At 69.9% G+C, this 17579-nt stretch carries 15 protein-coding genes; 9 read left to right on the forward strand and 6 right to left on the reverse strand.

The genetic code is table 11. The features are described from left to right. Nucleotides 1-18: 18 nt before the first annotated feature. A complete protein-coding gene (locus QL985_RS02165) occupies nt 19-651 on the reverse strand; it encodes a lipopolysaccharide assembly protein LapA domain-containing protein (RefSeq protein WP_290147512.1) in 633 nt (210 codons plus the stop codon). A 271-nt stretch (nt 652-922) separates the two neighbouring features. Here QL985_RS02165 and QL985_RS02170 point away from each other — a divergent pair, with 271 nt between their 5' ends. The 3 genes from QL985_RS02170 to QL985_RS02180 all read left to right on the forward strand — a co-directional run bounded on the left by QL985_RS02170 (nt 923) and on the right by QL985_RS02180 (nt 5419). Next, on the forward strand, nt 923-2704 hold the full coding sequence (locus QL985_RS02170) for an ABC transporter family substrate-binding protein (protein ID WP_290147514.1): 1782 nt from the start codon (nt 923-925) through the stop codon (nt 2702-2704). Nucleotides 2705-2813: 109 nt separating this feature from the next. Further along, the gene (locus QL985_RS02175) at nt 2814-4349 is read left to right on the forward strand and encodes an ABC transporter permease (RefSeq protein WP_290147516.1); all 1536 of its coding nucleotides are present in this window, start codon (nt 2814-2816) and stop codon (nt 4347-4349) included. Then, complete coding sequence (locus tag QL985_RS02180; protein ID WP_290147518.1) at nt 4346-5419, forward strand: ABC transporter permease; 1074 nt, start codon at nt 4346-4348, stop codon at nt 5417-5419. The genes QL985_RS02175 and QL985_RS02180 overlap by 4 nt, the downstream gene beginning before the upstream one ends. An 11-nt stretch (nt 5420-5430) precedes the next feature. On the opposite strand, the gene QL985_RS02185 is transcribed toward QL985_RS02180, so the two are convergent. After that, nucleotides 5431-6063 (reverse strand): PH domain-containing protein, encoded by a 633-nt coding sequence (locus QL985_RS02185; protein ID WP_290147520.1) that lies wholly within the window; start codon nt 6061-6063, stop codon nt 5431-5433. Nucleotides 6064-6134: 71 nt separating this feature from the next. On the opposite strand from QL985_RS02185, the gene QL985_RS02190 reads away from it, so the two are divergent. After that, a complete protein-coding gene (locus tag QL985_RS02190; protein WP_290147522.1) occupies nt 6135-8246 on the forward strand; it encodes an ABC transporter ATP-binding protein in 2112 nt (703 codons plus the stop codon). 163 nt (nt 8247-8409) lie between these two features. Further along, the gene (locus QL985_RS02195) at nt 8410-9108 is read left to right on the forward strand and encodes a maleylpyruvate isomerase family mycothiol-dependent enzyme (protein ID WP_290147523.1); all 699 of its coding nucleotides are present in this window, start codon (nt 8410-8412) and stop codon (nt 9106-9108) included. Between the two features lie 22 nt (nt 9109-9130). On the opposite strand, the gene QL985_RS02200 is transcribed toward QL985_RS02195, so the two are convergent. Continuing rightward, nucleotides 9131-10270: a calcium:proton antiporter gene (locus QL985_RS02200; protein WP_039101725.1), complete on the reverse strand. Its 1140-nt coding sequence runs from the start codon at nt 10268-10270 to the stop codon at nt 9131-9133. Nucleotides 10271-10398: 128 nt separating this feature from the next. Beyond that, nucleotides 10399-10947 carry a hypothetical protein gene (locus QL985_RS02205; protein WP_237573738.1) on the reverse strand — a complete coding sequence of 183 codons (549 nt, stop codon included), beginning with the start codon at nt 10945-10947 and terminating at the stop codon, nt 10399-10401. A 97-nt stretch (nt 10948-11044) separates the two neighbouring features. On the opposite strand from QL985_RS02205, the gene gatC reads away from it, so the two are divergent. From gatC to gatB, 3 genes are read left to right on the forward strand one after another with little or no spacing between them, the layout of a single operon-like run. After that, nucleotides 11045-11341: an Asp-tRNA(Asn)/Glu-tRNA(Gln) amidotransferase subunit GatC gene (gene gatC / locus QL985_RS02210; protein ID WP_019309493.1), complete on the forward strand. Its 297-nt coding sequence runs from the start codon at nt 11045-11047 to the stop codon at nt 11339-11341. 2 nt (nt 11342-11343) lie between these two features. Next, on the forward strand, nt 11344-12945 hold the full coding sequence (gatA, locus tag QL985_RS02215; protein ID WP_237573739.1) for an Asp-tRNA(Asn)/Glu-tRNA(Gln) amidotransferase subunit GatA: 1602 nt from the start codon (nt 11344-11346) through the stop codon (nt 12943-12945). Next, nucleotides 12945-14450 carry an Asp-tRNA(Asn)/Glu-tRNA(Gln) amidotransferase subunit GatB gene (gatB, locus tag QL985_RS02220; RefSeq protein ID WP_102613190.1) on the forward strand — a complete coding sequence of 502 codons (1506 nt, stop codon included), beginning with the start codon at nt 12945-12947 and terminating at the stop codon, nt 14448-14450. Before gatA ends, gatB begins: the two co-directional genes overlap by 1 nt. 213 nt (nt 14451-14663) lie before the next feature. On the opposite strand, the gene QL985_RS02225 is transcribed toward gatB, so the two are convergent. Continuing rightward, nucleotides 14664-15965 (reverse strand): CapA family protein, encoded by a 1302-nt coding sequence (locus QL985_RS02225; protein ID WP_102613189.1) that lies wholly within the window; start codon nt 15963-15965, stop codon nt 14664-14666. Nucleotides 15966-16138: 173 nt separating this feature from the next. On the opposite strand from QL985_RS02225, the gene QL985_RS02230 reads away from it, so the two are divergent. Beyond that, nucleotides 16139-16981 carry a hypothetical protein gene (locus QL985_RS02230; protein ID WP_223246050.1) on the forward strand — a complete coding sequence of 281 codons (843 nt, stop codon included), beginning with the start codon at nt 16139-16141 and terminating at the stop codon, nt 16979-16981. Nucleotides 16982-17165: 184 nt separating this feature from the next. Here QL985_RS02230 and QL985_RS02235 read toward each other — a convergent pair whose 3' ends face one another. Continuing rightward, nucleotides 17166-17444, reverse strand: coding sequence for a DUF1540 domain-containing protein (locus QL985_RS02235; RefSeq protein WP_039101730.1), 279 nt, complete (start codon nt 17442-17444; stop codon nt 17166-17168). Between the last annotated feature and the right edge of the window lie 135 nt (nt 17445-17579).

Here is a 17579-nt window from a genome sequence, read left to right on the forward strand (position 1 = left end):
AGTGGCCGCCGCGCGGGGTCAGCCCTGCAGGGCGTGCTTGATCCGCTCGCGCTCCCTTTCGAGCTTGCGCAGCCGGTGGCTCAGCGTGAACATCCGCACGGAGCCCACGAGCGCCATGATGAGCGCGCCCGCAATGGCCGAGAGCAACATGGCCACCCCCAGGGGCAGGGAGAAGCTCCAGGCGAGGAACTCGAACTGGGTGGCCACGTTGTTCTGGATGATGAAGACCAGCAGCAGGATCAGCACGACCACGCCCACGACCAGCGCGGCCCACACCGTCCCGGAGACGCCGCGCTTGGCGGGGGTGTCCAGAGCGGGGTCCACCACGGGGTCGTAGGTCCCCGCGTACTCGCTCGTTCCCGTCTCCTCACCGCGCGCGGTGCCTCCGGTGGGCGACGCCGCCCGCCCGGCTTCCCCGGACCCGGTTCCGGTGGGTGCGGCGCCCGTGGCGCCGGCGGCTCCGCCCCGGGGTGCGCCGGCTTCCGTGACCGGGTGCCGGTCGAGGGCGCCGTCGGCGTGGTCGTCACGAGCCGGACCGCGGCTTCGCTGGGGCTGACCGCCGGGAACGGGACCGGCGCCGGAGGGTGCGGCAGCGGCGTCGTCGGCGGGGACGCGGGGTGCGGCGGAACGTTCGTGCGGGGTGTTGCTCACTGGGTGCCTCCCGGGGATCGCGTGTCGGTGGGTCCAGCGTAGGCCAGCAGCGCCCCGGGCACAGGGGCGGGGCGGAGCAGCGCGACACGCCCGAGAAATCGCGACACGCTTGCAATCTGCTGACATGTCGCCCGGAATCGGTTATCGCTGGGTAACCTTTCGTTCATTGTGAGACGCACCACAATCAACGGTGACGCCAGTCACGGCTCGGGGTGACCACTTCCGAGGGTGCAACGCACATTCCATGGGCACCACATCAGGAGGAAACGACATGGGCAAGTACACCTTCAAGGGGAAGGCCGCCGTGTCCGTCGCGGCAATCGCAGCACTCACACTGACCGGCTGCGCCAGCGTGGGCGGCGGCGGGGACGAGGGTGGCGGTGAGAGCAGCGCGGCAGGCCAGGAGGGCGGCGTCGTGACCGTCGCGGAGACCAACGCGTTCACCGGCGCCAACCCGAGCTACGTCAAGACCAACCTGGACATCAACAACAAGATCGCCCAGATGACCCGCGAGGGCTTCTACACCGTGGACACGGAGCAGAAGATCCAGCCCAACGAGGGCTTCGGCACCTACAAGAAGATCTCGGACGACCCGCTGACGGTGGAGTACGAGCTCAAGGAGCCGCAGTGGTCGGACGGCAACAAGATCGACAAGGCGGACCTGCTGCTCGAGTGGAGCATGCTCTCCGGCTACGCCAACGACGCCAGCGAGGACGGCAAGACCGGCAAGGACTACTTCTCGATCGCCGGCTCCACGGACATCCTGGGCACTACCGAGATGCCCACCTTCTCCGAGGACGGCAAGAAGATGACCCTCACGTGGGGCAAGCCGAACGCGGACTGGGAGATCGGCTTCGGCGGCGTGACCGAGCCCGCCCACGTGGTGGCCAAGAAGGCCGGCATGACCGAGGACGAGCTGCTCAAGGTGCTCGAGAACCAGAAGAAGGGCGATCCCAAGAAGCCCCAGAAGCAGCCCGAGCTCGAGAAGATCGGCAAGGCCTGGGACACCGCCTTCAACTTCACCTCCATGCCGGACGACAAGGACCTCCTGGTCTCCAGCGGCCCGTTCAAGATCGAGAACATCGTGGAGAACAACTCCGTCACGGTGAAGAAGAACGAGAACTACAAGGGCGAGATGCCCGGCAAGCTGGACGAGATCACGGTGCGCACCATCTCCGATCCCACCGCCCAGATCCAGGCGCTGCGCAACGGCGAAGTGGACATCATGCAGCCGGGCAACGTCAACAAGGACACCCTGGACCAGGTCCAGCAGATCGAGAACGTGAACGTCCAGAAGGGCGACCAGCTCGCGTACGACCACCTGGACCTGAACTTCGGCTCGGACGTGTTCAAGGACCAGAAGGTCCGCGAGGCGTTCCTCAAGACGATCCCGCGCCAGCAGATCGTGGACCAGCTCATCAAGCCGGTCAAGGACGACGCCTCCGTGCTGAACTCCCAGATGTACGTGTCCAGCCAGAAGGACGAGTACGGCAAGGCCGTGGAGAAGAACGAGGCCGAGTCCATGTACGGGGACGTGGACATCGAGGGCGCCAAGGAGCTGCTCGGCGGCAAGACGCCCACCGTGCGGATCCTCTACAACAACCAGAACCCCCAGCGCGTGGACACCTTCCAGCTGATGAAGGAGTCCGCGGAGAAGGCCGGTTTCAAGGTCTCGGACATGGGTGACCCCAACTGGTCCGAGAAGCTCTCCGACGGCGACTACGACGCCTCCCTGTTCGGCTGGGTCGCCCCGGGCGTCGGCACCGAGATGCTGTCCCAGATCTTCAAGACCGGCGGCGGCGGCAACTACAACAAGTACTCCAACGAGGACGTCGACAAGATCGTGGACGAGGCGCGCACCAACCTCGACGACGAGGCCCGTGTGGACCAGATCGTGGAGGTCGACAAGCACACCTTCGAGGACGCGTACGGTCTGCCGCTGTTCCAGTCCGTGGGCTACGTGGCCACCTCGGACGAGATCGCCGGTGTGGACACCTACCAGCCCAACCAGACGGGCGTGTTCTGGAACGTCTCCGAGTGGAGCCGCAAGTAGGACTGCCGAGCTCCTGTTGACCGAGGCACTCCCCTCATGAGCACTGCGCGGGCGCGGATCTGCTGCGCCCGCGCAGTGTCGTGACCACCACTCGTACAGAGGCTGCGACATGATTTCTTACATTCTCAGACGGCTCGTCACCGCCGTCCTCATCCTGCTGGGTGCATCGTTCATCGTGTATCTCATGACGGCGGCGTCCGGAGATCCCCTGTGGGACCTATACGGCAACCCCAACGCCCAGCAGCTGATCCCGGCGCGCGTGGAGGCCCTGCACCTGGACACCCCACCCGTGCTGCGCTACTTCACCTGGCTCGGCGGCGCCGCCGGGTGTCTGGTGCCCTTCGCGGACACCTGCTCCCTGGGCGTGAGCCGTGACGGCCAGGAGGTCACGGACCTGCTGGCCTTCGCCATGACCCAGACCATCATGCTGGTCACGGTGGGCACCATCCTGGCCATCGTGGTGGGCATCACCCTGGGCATCGTCTCCGCCCTGCGCCAGTACTCCGGTCTGGACTACGGCATCACGTTCTTCACCTTCCTGTGCTTCTCCCTGCCGAGCTTCTGGCTCGCGGTGCTGCTCAAGGAGATCGTGGCCATCCAGTTCAACGACTTCCTGCAGGACCCCGTGCTGTCCATGGGCGCGATCGCACTGATATCGCTCGTGGCGGGAGTCATCTGGTTCCTGGTCTCGTTCGGGCAGATGCGCACCCGCCTGCTCATGGGCCTGCTCGGCTTCGCGGTGACCTTCGGGATCATCTACTTCGTGCTGGCCACCAACTGGCTCAACCACCCGTTCCTGGGCATCCCGCTGATCGCCCTCACGGGCATCCTGGTGGCGGTGATCTCCACCGTGCTGATCTCGGGGCTGCGCAACAAGCGCGCCCTCTACGCGGCACTGGGCACCGTGGTGGTGGGCCTGATCCTCTACTTCCCGGTGCAGTACCTGTTCGCGGACGGCGGTCTGCTGACCGTGCTGCTCCTCACCGTGGTGATGATCGGCGTGGGCGTGGGAGCCGGCTTCCTGGCCGGCGGCTACGACCGTGGCCAGGGCGCACGGGTGGCCGGTGTCACCGGCTTCTTCGTGGCGCTGCTGATCATCCTGGACCGGTTCATGCAGTCCTGGCCGGACTACGTGAACTCGAGCCACATCCGCGGCCGCCCGATCGCCACGGCCAACTCGGCCACCCCGGGCTTCACCGGTGACTTCTGGACCACCGGACTGGACCGGTTCACCCACCTGCTGCTGCCCACCATCTGTCTGACGCTGCTGGCGCTCGCCTCCTACTCCCGTTACTCCCGGGCCTCGATGCTCGAGATCATGGGCCAGGACTACATCCGCACGGCACGTGCCAAGGGCCTGTCCGAGCGCACCGTGGTCATGCGCCACGCCTTCCGCAACGCGCTGATCCCGCTGGCCACCCTGGTGGCCTTCGACATCGGCGGTCTGATCGGCGGCGCGATCATCACGGAAACCGTGTTCGCGTTCACCGGCATGGGCCAGCTGTTCGTCCAGGCGGTGCGCAACGTGGATCCCAACCCGGTGATGGGCGTCTTCCTCGTCACCGGCATCGTCGCCATGATCTTCAACCTGATTGCAGACCTGGTGTACTCCGTACTCGACCCGCGCGTGAGGGTGAAATCATGAGCCAGCCCCAACCCATCGACATCCCGCAGACCGTGGAGCAGCATCCCGAGGCGGGTCAGAAGCCCCAGGACGTGCGCGGCAAGAGCCAGGGACAGCTGGTGCGCGGACGTTTCTTCGGCAACACCGGCGCAGTGGTCTCACTGGTCGTCCTGCTGTTCATCGTGCTGCTGTCCGTCACGTCCATCGGCATCGGTCCCATCCCGGGCTGGTGGAAGTGGGACCCGGACACCACGGGTCCCGTGGTGGACGGCGGCGTGCCCACGCTGACCCTGCTTCCCCCGAGCATGGGGGACCACCCGTTCGGCCAGGACAACCTGGGGCGCGACCTCTTCGCCATGGTCATGCAGGGCACCCAGTACTCGCTCATCGTGATGCTCGTGGTGGGCCTCATCACCGGCATCGTGGGCACCGTGATCGGCGGCCTGGCCGGGTACTTCCGCGGCTGGGTCGAGGCCGTGCTGATGCGCCTGACCGACGTGATCATCATCATCCCGCTGGTCATCATGGCCGCGCTGCTGGGACGCATGGCGATCTCCTGGGTCCGCGCCCACGGGCTGCCGTCCTTCGCCACGGTCATCGCACTGGGTCTGCTGATCGGCCTGGCGGCGTGGCCCGGCCTCGCCCGTCTGGTGCGCGGCGAGTTCCTGTCCCTGCGCGAACGCGAGTTCGTGGACGCCGCCCGCCTCGCGGGCGCCTCCAGCGGCCGGATCATCTTCAAGCACATCCTGCCCAACACCGTGGGCGTGATCACCGTGAACATCACACTGCTGATGTCCTCGGCGATCCTGCTGGAGACCTCGCTGTCCTACCTGGGCCTGGGCATCCAGGCCCCGGACTGGTCCCTGGGCCGGCTGATCAACGAGAACCAGACGGCTTTCGCCACCCGGCCGTGGCTGTTCTGGTGGCCGGGTGTGTTCATCGTGGCCATCGCGCTGACCATCAACTTCATCGGTGACGGTCTGCGGGACGCCTTCGATCCACGCCAGCGCAAGTTCAACCCGAAGCGGGCCCGCGAGGCGGGTGCCGGTCGCGTGGCCGCTCCTGCCGCCTCACCGCAGGCGGCGCAGTGACCCGCCTGAGCTCACACCGAGTACAGGACCACGCTCGCGGCGGTCAGCACCACGACCGCCGCGAGCGGGCCGGCCACCACGCGGGTGGTCACGGGGTGGTGCTCGCCCTCCCGTGCGAAGACGTCCAGCTCACCGGATTCCACCCGGCGCTGCCACTGGACGCGCACACGGTGGGCCGCGGCGCCGGACGCGGTGGACGTGAGGTCTCCCACGCGCACGGCTCCCTCGGGGCGGGCAATGGGGTGGTTGCGGTTCACGGCGCCGGCGTCGGAACGGAACGCGGCCCCCGCACCAGCGGAGGGCAGCGCGAAGCTGGAGTACGGGCCCTGGTCCGTCACCACGGTCACCGCGAAACGGGTGCGCACGTCCACGATGCGCGCCCACGGGATGCTCACGGTGCGCACCGGGTTGACCAGACGCACACCGTTCTCGAGCACCTCCAGACGCGGGCGCCAGTACAGGGTGTAGGCGAGCGCCACCAGCGCGAGACCACCGCACACCGCCCCTGCGTGCTGGGCCGCGGTGTAACCCCATCCGCCCACGAGCACCAGAGCTCCCAGGACCACCAGGAATCCCGTCAGCCACGGCGTCGACGTCGCGCGGAAGGTCTCGTGGTCACGGGCGGGTCCCTCGGTTTCAGGCATGACCACCATGCTAGGCAATGCGCACGAGCCACGGCCGCGCGCCCAGTTCTCGACACGATGGAGCACACACGATGAGCACCTCGCACCAGCCCGACGGCATCCCCGAGGGCACTCCCGAGCCGAACGGCCCTGCCGAGAACCCGTCGGCGGCGGGGCACGACGACGCCCGGGCCGCGGGCGCGCAGTCCGGCCCGGCGGCGTCGTCGGCCGGAGCCGCCGAGACCGCGTCCGGTGATCCCACTGCCGCTGAGCACAACGCACCCTGGAACGGCGCGCAGGCCGGAGACGGCCGTGTGGCGTCCCCGGATGCCGCCCCCGCCACGGGGGAGGGCGCCGCCGTGGCCGGAGCCACTGCGGCGGGTGCCGAGAAGAAGCGTGGCCGGCGTGCCCAGCGCAGCGAGCCCGGGACACGGCGGGGCAAGGCCAGGACGACCGTGGCGCGCGGTGAGCCCGTGCTGAGCGTCCGCGGGCTGTCCGTGGACTTCGGCGTGGACCGCGAGTGGGTTCCGGCCGCGATCGACCTCACGTACGACGTGGCCGCGGGCGAGGTGCTCGCGATCGTGGGCGAGTCCGGCTCCGGAAAGTCCGCGAGCTCGATGTCCATGCTCGGGCTGCTGCCCTCCAACGCCCGCGTGAGCGGCTCCGCCAAGCTCGGGGACACGGAGCTGATCGGGCTGCGCGGCAGCGGGCTGCGGCGCGTGCGCGGCGAGGAGATCGCCGTGATCTTCCAAGAGCCCATGACGGCACTGAACCCCGTGTACACGGTGGGCCAGCAGATCGTGGAGACCATCCGGCTGCACCGGGACCTCTCGCCGGCGGAGGCCACCGAGCATGCGATGCAGATGCTGACCATGGTGGAGCTGCCGGATCCGCAGAAGGCCTTCCGCTCCTACCCGCACCAGCTCTCAGGGGGTCAGCGCCAGCGCGCGATGATTGCGCAGTCGCTGTCCTGCGACCCCAAGCTGCTGATCGCGGACGAGCCCACCACGGCTCTGGACGTGACCGTGCAGGCCGAGATCCTGGACCTGATCCGCAACCTCAAGGACCAGCTGGACTCCGCGGTCATCCTCATCACCCACGACATGGGCGTGGTGGCGGACCTCGCGGACAAGATCGCCGTGATGCAGAAGGGCGTGATCGTGGAGCAGGGCTCGGCGGAGCAGATCTTCGCCTCACCCCAGCACCCCTACACGATCTCCCTGCTCAAATCGGTGCCCCACCTGGGCGAGGGCGGCGAGTCGGACGAGTCCGTGGACCTGGCGGCGGTGCTCGAACAGTCCATCGCGTCCCCCACGATCGTGGACCGCAGCACCGCGGAGGAAGCGTCCATGGACACCCTCGCGCAGCGTGTGGTGGCCCCGGTGCTGCAGCTCAAGGACGTGGCCATCGAGTACCCCAAGCAGGGCCGCAACCCCGCCTTCCGCGCGGTGGAGGGCGTGAGCATCACGGTGGCCTCGGGCGAGACGGTGGGCCTGGTGGGCGAGTCCGGTTCCGGCAAGACCACCATCGGACGCGCGGCCGTCGGGCTGCTGCCCGTGGTCGAGGGCTCCCTGATCGTGGACGGGGTGGAGCTGGCCGGTGCCTCGCGTTCCACGCTCAACAAGGTGCGCAAGGACGTGGGCATGGTGTTCCAGGACCCGTCCTCGTCCCTGAATCCGCGTCTGCCCATCGGCGAGTCGATCGGTGAGCCCATGTACCTGGCCGGCGTGGCCAAGGGCGCGCAGCTGCAGACGAGGATCGAGCAGCTGCTGGACCAGGTGCGCCTGCCGCGCAACTACCGCAACCGCTACCCCCACGAACTCTCGGGCGGTCAGAAGCAACGTGTGGGCATCGCCCGGGCGCTGTCCCTGAAGCCCAAGCTGCTCGTGGCGGACGAGCCCACCTCTGCGCTGGACGTGTCCGTGCAGGCCACGGTGCTGGACCTCTTCGAGGAGCTGCAGGCGGAGATGGGCTTCGCGTGCCTGTTCGTGACCCACGACCTCGCGGTGATCGACCGGCTGGCCAACCGGATCGTGGTCATGCAGCACGGGCACATCGTGGAGCAGGGCTCGCGTGAGGCGGTGCTGCGCCACCCGGAGCAGGAGTACACCAAGCGACTGCTCGCGGCCGTCCCGGTGCCCTCACCCGAGGCGCAGCGCATCCGCCGTGAGGTGCGGCAGCAGATGGCCCAGCACGTGTCCTGAGCCTCACCGGCTGCACGCGGCCCGGTCCACGCCCCCCGTGGTGGACCGGGCCGCGTCGTGCCGCCATCCGGCCCGCCCGGACGGGCCCACCCGTTCGGGGCGCGGGCCGGACCGCGCGGGCTCACACATGCGGCTCCCGGGTGAGCCACCTAGACTGCCCAGCATGACTGACACCACACGTCTGACCGCCGTCCTCGACCGCCTGCTCCGGGAGCGGGACTCATTCCTGGCCTCCGCCGAGGCACTCTCGCCCGAACAGCTGCGCGGTCCGTCCGACTGCGAGGACTGGGACCGCGCCCACGTGGTCGCCCACCTCGCGTCCAACTCCCGCGCCCTCGTGAACCTGGTGGACTGGGCCACCTCGGGGGAGCCCAAGCCCATCTACTCGTCGCGGGACGAGCGCAACCGTGAGACCGACGAGCTCGCGCAGCTGCCCCCGGAGCAGCTGCTGCGGACTTTCGTGGAGAACAGCCAGTACTTGGCAGAGCAGTGCGAGCGGCTCGAGGGCCCGCTCGAGGTGGCGGAGCTGGACCTCAACGGCAAGAAGGTTCCGGCGGAAGGGATCCCCACGGTGTGGATCTCGGAGCTCGTGCTGCACCACCAGGACCTGAACACCGGGTGGACCGTGGCGCAGGCGGAGCCCGAGTCCCAGCTCAACGCCCTGGAGGGCGCGGTCCGTGCCATGCGGGCCAAGGGTGCACCGGGCATGACGCTGCGCACCACCGAGCACGACGAGTGGATCCTCGGTGACGGCGGTCAGCTCGTGACCGGCGACCGGGTGGGCATGATCATGTGGCTGGCCCGCGGTGACGCGCAGGGCGTCTCCTCCGAGGGACCGCTGCCGGAGCTGCCCGCGTGGTGATCCGTGGCCGGTAGACGCCGGCTCAGGAGAACAGCGTGAGCACGTAGGCCGAGAACAGCACCAGGTGGGCCGCCCCGTGGACGGCGGTGACCCGGGGTGCCGCGAACGTGAGGGCGGAGAGCAGCAGGCTCAGTCCCAGCAGCATCAGGTTCACGGGGCTCTCGGCGAGCACCACGGGCTGGCCCGTGAGCAGGCCGATCACGAGCACCGCCGGGATCGTCAGTCCCAGGGTGGAGACCAGCGCCCCGTGGCACAGGTTGCTGACCCGCTGCACCTGACCGGCCCGCGCGGCGCGCACCGAGGTGATGGACTCGGGCAGGAACACGATGGCGGCGATCAGCACCCCGGCCAGGGCGGGTGGGGCACCCAGCCGGCCCAGGCCGTCGTCGAGCAGGGCGGCCATCTCGTGCGAGAGCAGCACCACCGGCAGGGCGGTCGCCACCAGGACCGCGAGCCGCGCGGGCACCTCGCCGTGCGGACCGGTGGGGGAGCCTCCCCGTTCCGTCTCCTTCGCAGCCGCGGCCGGCTCCGGTCGGAAACGGGGGTCCACCTCCGTGAAGTCCGCCGCCTGCGCGCCGGTCTGGCGGACCAGGAAGAACGAGTAGGTTCCGACGGTGAGCGCGACCACCGGGATCTGCTGCCAGGTGCGGTAGGCGCCGTCCGTCCCGATGGCCGCGGGCAGCGCGAAGGCGAGCGTGCCCAGCACCGTGAGCAGGCACAGGTACACGGAGACCCCCGTGCGGTGGTGCTCCAGGTGGCCGTGCCGCAGTCCTCCCACCAGCAGGCACACGCCGATCACGAGGTTCAGGATGATCATGGACACGGCCGTGACGGAGTCCCGGGCGATCGTGGCGTGCTCACCGGGGCCCAGCATCACAGCGCAGATCAGCACCACCTCGATCACCACGATCGACAGGGTGAGCACCAGGGAGCCGAACGGGTCGCCCAGCCGGTCCGCGAGGCGCTCGGCCTCGTGGACCACGCCGCCGGCGGCCACGAGGATCACGCCCACGATCAGCACGAGAGCGGTGACCAGCTGTCCGGCGGGGACGGGCGGGAGCAGGAGGTCCCCGACGAGCTGCAGGACGAGGACGGCGCCCCACCCGGAGAGCAGGCGCGCGATGGCCGTAGGAGTCAGGACGTGGTGCAGGGTGGTCGTCACGAGGGACCTCGTTCCTCGGGCCCCGCGCGGGTGGGCCCGGTCGCGGGGTCGTCCCCAGGCGGTGTCAGACAGGTGGTGTCAGACGGTGCGGGGCACGGGTCGTCCCGTGTCCCGGCGCGCGAGTGCGCTCAGTCGCGCACGCCGAACAGCCAGGGCTCGGCGCGGTCCGTGTGGGGGTCGTCGAAGTTCACGAACGTGCGGCCCTTGGCCTCCACGGCCTTGTACTCCTGCACGACCTCCAGGCTCAGGCGCTCGCGGTGCTCGACCTCCGCGATCACGGCCGAGGCGCCGGAGCGGTCGGGGAGGGTGGCCGGGTAGGCCAGTGCGGCCACCAGGATGGTGGGCGCCTTCTCCCGGGCGGTGGCCCGCAGGGAGTCCAGGATCTCCTCGGGGGACAGGCCCTCGGGGTCCACGGAGTCGAGCTCGAACTCGCCGTCCTTGCCGCCCGTGACCAGGAAGGCCGGGAACGCACCGAACTGGGAGACCTGGTCCTCCACGACCGCCTGCACGTGGCTCAGCGCGGTGTCCACCGACTCCACGGCGGAGTCGGAAACCCACTGCCGCCAGGCGTTGTCGTGATCGGCCCGGGCGCGGGCCGCCTCAGCCCTGGTCATCCGGGACGTGCCCCGGGACGGCGTGGAGCGGCGTCGTGAAGAGTGTGCGGAGGACTGGGCCACGGAGGAGGACTCCTTCGGAAGACAGGGGTGTGCTCAGTCCAGGGTAGGCGCTCGCTAGACTGGATCGGAACCACTGAAGCCAATCCCAGGAGCATGCATGTCTGCGATCGATCGCGAACAGGTGGCGCACCTGGCGGAGCTCGCACGGATCGAGATGACGGACGAGGAACTGGCCCGGGTGGCCGGGGAACTCGAACTCATCGTCTCGTCCGTGGCCTCCGTCAGCCAGGCCGCCGGACCCGACGTCCCCGCCACGAGCCACCCCCTGCCGCTGCAGAACGTCTTCCGCGAGGACGTGGTGGGGCAGACGCTCACCCAGGAGGAGGCCCTCCTGAACGCCCCGGACGGCCAGGACGGCAAGTTCCGTGTTCCCGCGATCCTGGACGGTGAGTGAGCATGAGCGAGCAGATCATCGAACTTTCCGCCGCTGAGCTGGCGGGCAGGCTCGCCGCCGGCGAGGTGTCCTCCGTGGACGCCGTGCAGGCGCACCTGGACCAGATCGAGGCCACGGACGGCGCCGCGCTGGACGCCTCCGACCGCTCCCGCGGCACGGACGGGCTGAACGCCTTCCTGCACCGCAACACCGAGGAGGCGCTGCGCGTGGCCCGCGAGGTGGACGAGGCCCGCGCCCGGGGCGAGGAGCTGCCCGAGCTGGCCGGCGTGCCGGTCGCGGTCAAGGACCTCATCGTCACCAAGGGCCAGCCCACCACGGCGGCGTCCCGGATGCTCGAGGGGTTCATGAGCCCCTACGACGGCACCGTGACCCGCAAGCTGCGCGCGGCCCGGATGCCCATCCTCGGCAAGACGAACCTGGACGAGTTCGCCATGGGCTCCTCCACGGAGCACTCCGCGTTCGGCCCCTCGCGCAACCCGTGGGACCTCACCAAGATCCCGGGCGGCTCCGGTGGCGGCTCGGCCGCGGCCGTCTCCGCCTTCCAGGCCCCGCTGGCCCTGGGTACGGACACGGGCGGCTCCATCCGCCAGCCCGCGGCCGTGACCGGCACCGTGGGTGTGAAGCCCACCTACGGCTCGGTCTCCCGCTACGGCGTGATCGCCATGGCGTCCTCCCTGGACCAGGTGGGGCCGTGCTCGCGCACCGTGCTCGACGCCGCCCTGCTCCACGAGGTCGTGGGCGGCCACGATCCCGCCGACTCCACCTCGCTCACGGATCCCGTGGGCGGCTACGCGCAGGCCGCGCGTGCCGGCGCCGCGGACGGCGGGCTCAAGGGCCTGCGCGTGGGCGTGGTCAAGCAGCTCACGGGCAAGGGCTTCCAGGCTGGTGTGCAGCAGCGCTTCGAGGAGTCCCTCGAGCTGCTGCGGGCGGCCGGTGCGGAGATCGTGGAGGTGGAGACCCCCAACTTCCAGTACGCGCTGGGCGCCTACTACCTGATCATGTCCTCGGAGGTCTCCTCCAACCTGGCCAAGTACGACGGCGTCCGGTTCGGTCTGCGCGTCACGCCCGAGGGCACCCCGACCATCGAGAAGGTCATGGGCGCCTCGCGTGCCGCGGGCTTCGGGGACGAGGTCAAGCGCCGCATCATCCTGGGCACCTACGCCCTGTCCGCCGGGTACTACGACGCCTACTACGGCTCCGCCCAGCAGGTGCGCACGCTCGTGCAGCGGGACTTCGCCGCGGCCTTCGACAAGGCGGACGTGCTGATCTCGCCCACCGCGCCCACCACGGCGTTCGACATCGGCGGCGTGGACGAGTCCGCGGACCCCATGCAGATGTACCTCAACGACATCGCCACGATCCCCACCAACCTGGCGGGCATCCCCGCGATCTCGCTGCCCGGTGGACTGGCACCCGAGGACGGGCTGCCCGTGGGCATCCAGTTCATGGCACCGGCCCGGGAAGACGCCCGCGTGTACCGCGCCGGCGCCGGGCTGGAGCGGCTGCTCGCCGAGCAGTGGGGCGGCCCGCTGTGGCAGCACCGCGGGGACGTGGCCGGGACCGTTCGTGACTTTGCGGCCACCGCCGCGCAGGGAGGCAAGTGATGAGCCAGGACGTGCTGTCCTTCGAGGAGGCCCTCGAGCGCTTCGACCCCGTGCTGGGGTTCGAGGTGCACGTGGAGCTGAACACGAAGACCAAGATGTTCGACGCCGCGCCCAACGTGTTCGGGGACGAGCCCAACACCAACGTCACCCCGGTGTCCCTGGGGCTGCCCGGTGTGCTTCCCGTGGTCAACGGCAAGGCCGTGGAGTCCGCAATCAAGCTGGGGCTCGCGCTGAACTGCTCGATCGCGGACAAGTGCCACTTCGCCCGGAAGAACTACTTCTACCCGGACACGCCCAAGAACTTCCAGACCTCGCAGTTCGACGAGCCCATCGCGTTCGACGGGCACCTGGACCTGGAGCTGGAGGACGGCACCGAGTTCCGTGTGGAGATCGAGCGCGCGCACATGGAGGAGGACGCCGGGAAGCTCACCCACATGGGCGGTGACGCCGGGCGCATCCAGAACGCGCAGTACTCCCTGGTGGACTACAACCGGGCGGGTGTGCCGCTCATCGAGATCGTCACCAAGCCCATCGTGGGGGCGGGGGAGCGGGCTCCCGAGCTGGCGCGCGCCTACGTGGCGGCCATCCGCGAGATCGTGAAGAACCTGGGCATCTCGGACGCCCGCATGGAGCGCGGCAACGTGCGCTGCGATGCGAACGTGTCCCTGATGCCCAAGGGCGCCACGCAGTTCGGCACGCGCTCGGAGACCAAGAACGTGAACTCGCTGCGCGCCGTCGAGCGCACCGTGCGCTACGAGATCCAGCGCCACGCCGCGGTGCTCTCCGCCGGGGAGAAGGTCACGCAGGAGACCCGCTTCTGGCACGAGGACACCCGCTCCACCACGGCGGGCCGCCCCAAGTCGGACGCGGACGACTACCGCTACTTCCCCGAGCCGGACCTCGTGCCCGTAGTGACCACCGCGGAGTGGATCGAGGAGATCCGGGCCACGCTGCCCGAGCCCCCCGCCGAGCGCCGCAAGCGGCTCAAGGCGGACTGGGGCTACTCGGACGAGGAGTTCCGGGACGTCGTGAACGCCGGCGTGCTGGACGAGATCGAGCGCACGATTGCCGCGGGCGCCTCGCCGGCCACCGCGCGCAAGTGGTGGATGGGCGAGATCGCCCGCCTCGCCAAGCAGCGCGAGGTCGAGATCGCGGAGCTGCCCGTGACCGCGGAGCACGTGGTGGAGCTGGACGGGCTGATCTCCGAGGGCAAGATCAACGACAAGCTCGCCAAGAAGGTCCTGGGCTTCGTGGTCGAGGGTGAGGGCACCCCGGCGGAGATCGTCGAGGCCCGCGGTCTCGCGGTCGTCTCCGACGACGGCGCGCTCTCCACGGCCGTGGACGACGCCATGGCCCAGATGCCGGACGTCGTGGAGAAGATCAAGGGCGGCAAGGTGCAGGCCGTGGGCGCCCTGATCGGCCCCGTCATGAAGGCCACGCGCGGTCAGGCGGATGCGGCTCGCGTGCGGCAGATCATCCTGGAGAAGCTGGGCGTGCAGGGCTGACGCCCTCGCGCTTCTGTCGGCAACGGCCCGGCTCCCCGAACGGGGGGCCGGGCCGTTGCGGTCTCGCGAGCGCCACGCATCCCCTGCCGACCGGCGGGGACCGCGCCGATGGTGTGCAGTGCTCGGGGGCGGACCCAAAGGTGCATGGCCAGCGAACCAGCGGGTGCTGGTGGGGCCCGGACACCGCCCGACGGGGCCCAGGGTGCCCGGGGCTCAGCCCGTGCGGTCCTCGCTGAGTCTCCACTCGTGCAGCCCGCTCTGCTTCGCGGAGTCCGTGCTCACGATCCCGTCGATGCGCTCGCGGATGGCACGGTCCTCCGCGTCCGAGCGGCACACACCGGCGGGGGCGTCCGAGGCCACGGGGCACCACGTGTACGCCCCGCCCCGGGTGTTGGAGCTCGGCGCCCACGCCAGGTCACTCACCCGCCACTGCCCGTCTGCTCCGCAGGCGAACTGGAAGCGGGCCACGATCCCCTGGTTGTTGCTCTCGGTCGAGGGCGGTGCGGACTCGGTGACGTTGTTGCCCACTCCGTAGACGATCCACGTGCCGTGGTAGTTCTCGATGGGCTGCACGCTGTGGGAACCGTGGCCGTACACGGCGTCGAAGGCCCCGGACTCCGCGAGGGCGTGAGCGGTGCGCTGCTGGTAGGCGTCCGCGGTGTCCGTGTACTCCGTGATGGAGTGCATTGCGGCGACCACCACGTCCGCACCCTGCTCGCGGGCCTTCTCCGCCTGCGCCACGGCGTGCGCCACGTCCTGGGCTGCGGTGTCCTCGCCCACGCGCGGGTCCGCGCCGTCCCGCAGGCGGTCGATCCGCCACGGGGTGTCCTGGGGCTTCTCGTTGAGACTGTTGGTGCCCGTGACGATCGCCATCCGCCCGGTGGGGGTGTCCACGATCATGGGCTGCCCGGCGTCCTGCTCGTTCGCGTAGGTCCCGGTGTGCTGCAGCCCGGCGGCATCCAGCGCGGAGACGGTGCGCTCCACTCCCGCCACCCCCTGGTCCACCGCGTGGTTGCTCGCAGAGGTGCAGGCGTCGTATCCCGCGTCCTTCGCGGCCCGCAGGATCTCCGGGGGCACGTTGAACTCCGGGTAGGCCGAGTACGGCCCGCCGGCTTCTGCCACGGGGGTCTCGGCCTGGCACACGGCCACGTCCGCCTCGTCCAGGTAGGGCTTCTGCTGCGCGAACAGGGGAGCGAAGTCGAAGTTCGCGCCGCCGTGCGTGGCGGGGTCCACGGCGAACCGGCTCCACAGCCCCTCGTGGAGCAGCAGGTCACCGGAGACCGCCAGGCTCATGCAGGTGTCCTCCGGGCACTCGGGTCCCTTGCCGGGTCCGGTGGCCCGTGACGTGGTCTCCTCGGGGGTCGACGACGCCGCGGGGCCGCCGCTCTGCCCGGGGTCCGGGGTCGTCCGGGGCGCGGAGCACCCCGTCAGCAGGAGCGCCCCCGCGCAGAGGACCGCAACGCCGGTCCGCAGGGCGAGCCGCGGCGATGAACGGGGGCGGGAGAGATCGGCCATCCGGCGATGCTATCGCGAACGCGGGTGACGGGGACCACCCCTGAGGGGTCGCACACGGACACGACAGCATTTAGGTCATGCACATCTGACGAAATTGCTGTTTCGGCTTCCGTTTCGGCTCCTCAAGAGGTTAGGCTTCCCTAAGTTCTGAAGTCGAGTGAGCGGGGACGGTCGTGGATCGAAGCACCAGCGGGCGGCACCACGGGATGGCCTGCGTGGCGGACCGCGCGGTGTCCCTGGCCCACCGGATGCTGTCCGGTGCCGGGCAGGCCACTGTGGTGGCATACCGGATGCCCGGTCAGCCGGTGCTGACCTCCGTGGCGCACGGCCTCACGGCCAGCGGGGAGCTGGTGCTGGCCGCCACCGTGGACCCCGCATCGGTGGAGCCGGAGCTGCTGGTCACGGGGGAGTCCCTGGACGTGCGGATGGACATCACCAAGGTGGCTCCCGAGCCGGGGGTCCGGATCGTCGCCGCCACCGCCCACATGCTGGCCCGCCTGGAGTGGCTGGACCCCCTGGACGCCGAGCTCCTGGTGGGCACCGGCGAGGTGCCGGAGCTGGTGGCCGCCGTGGCCGCGGCACCGCGCGGGATGCTCGCCGTCCTGGACGTGGAGCGGGTGCTGCTGCACGACGGCTCGGGCGTGACGCCCATCGGGTACGGCGCCCTGCTGGAGCACCACGGCAGCGGGTGCGCCGGGACCGCGCAGGAGATCGAGGCCGCGGGTTTCGACGTGGTGGTGGACGTGGACCGGCTGGACCTGGCCAGCGTGTGCGACGCCGCGGAGCAGGGCTGGGTGCCGTCCCACCTGCTCACCCGCAAGCCGTCCGAGGGTGGGTGCGCGCACACGGTCGAGCGCGACTTCGTGGTGGACGTGGACCTCACGGGGGTCACCATCCTTCGCCACGGGGCGCGGCTCACGAGCGTCTACTTCGTCCCGTTCGTCTCGGAGTGCACCGGAGCGGCGGATCTCACCGACAATCTGCGCGAGCTGCTGGGGGCGCGTGTCGCGGCCTGAGCCGCCAGCGGGTGCCGGCCCCGCAGCGAATGACGAAGACCGCGAGTCGGGTGACTCGCGGTCTTCGTCATGGGTGAGGGTTCGGGCCGGACGCGGTGCACGTGCTCCGGTGGGTGGGCCGCGGTGCCCGCTGGAACGGCCCGGGAATCGCTGCGGTGGCCGATGGGCCGCCGCAGAGGGGGGCTTACGCAGCCTCGTAGCTGCTGCAGTCCGCGTCCGCGGTGACCTCGATGGAGGATGCCGTGCACATCAGGTCCTTGTTGTGCGTGCACTCGAGGCGCTGGCACGCACCCACCTGGCCGTTGGCCGTGGGGAGCCCGCCGCGGGCGTCCAGGGAGATGAACGTGGTGCAGGACGCAGCGGCGCCCTGGCCGCCCACCGTGATGGCGGGGGCGGTGCAGCCGTTGTCGTTGAAGGCGCAGCCGGCGGCGGTGCAGGTGGAAACAGCGGTGAGAGTTGCCATGATCTTCTCCTTCTGGTGCGGGTGGGCGGTGCCCGTCCCGGTGGTCGTGAAAGAAGAATATGGGCATTCCAAGAATTCGGCTAGTAAGCAAAACCTTAGGGTACGGCATTGTTTTCTAATACCGCCGTGGGTTGC

Source organism: Kocuria sp. APC 4018, from assembly GCF_030407675.1.
Taxonomy (GTDB): domain Bacteria; phylum Actinomycetota; class Actinomycetes; order Actinomycetales; family Micrococcaceae; genus Kocuria; species Kocuria rhizophila.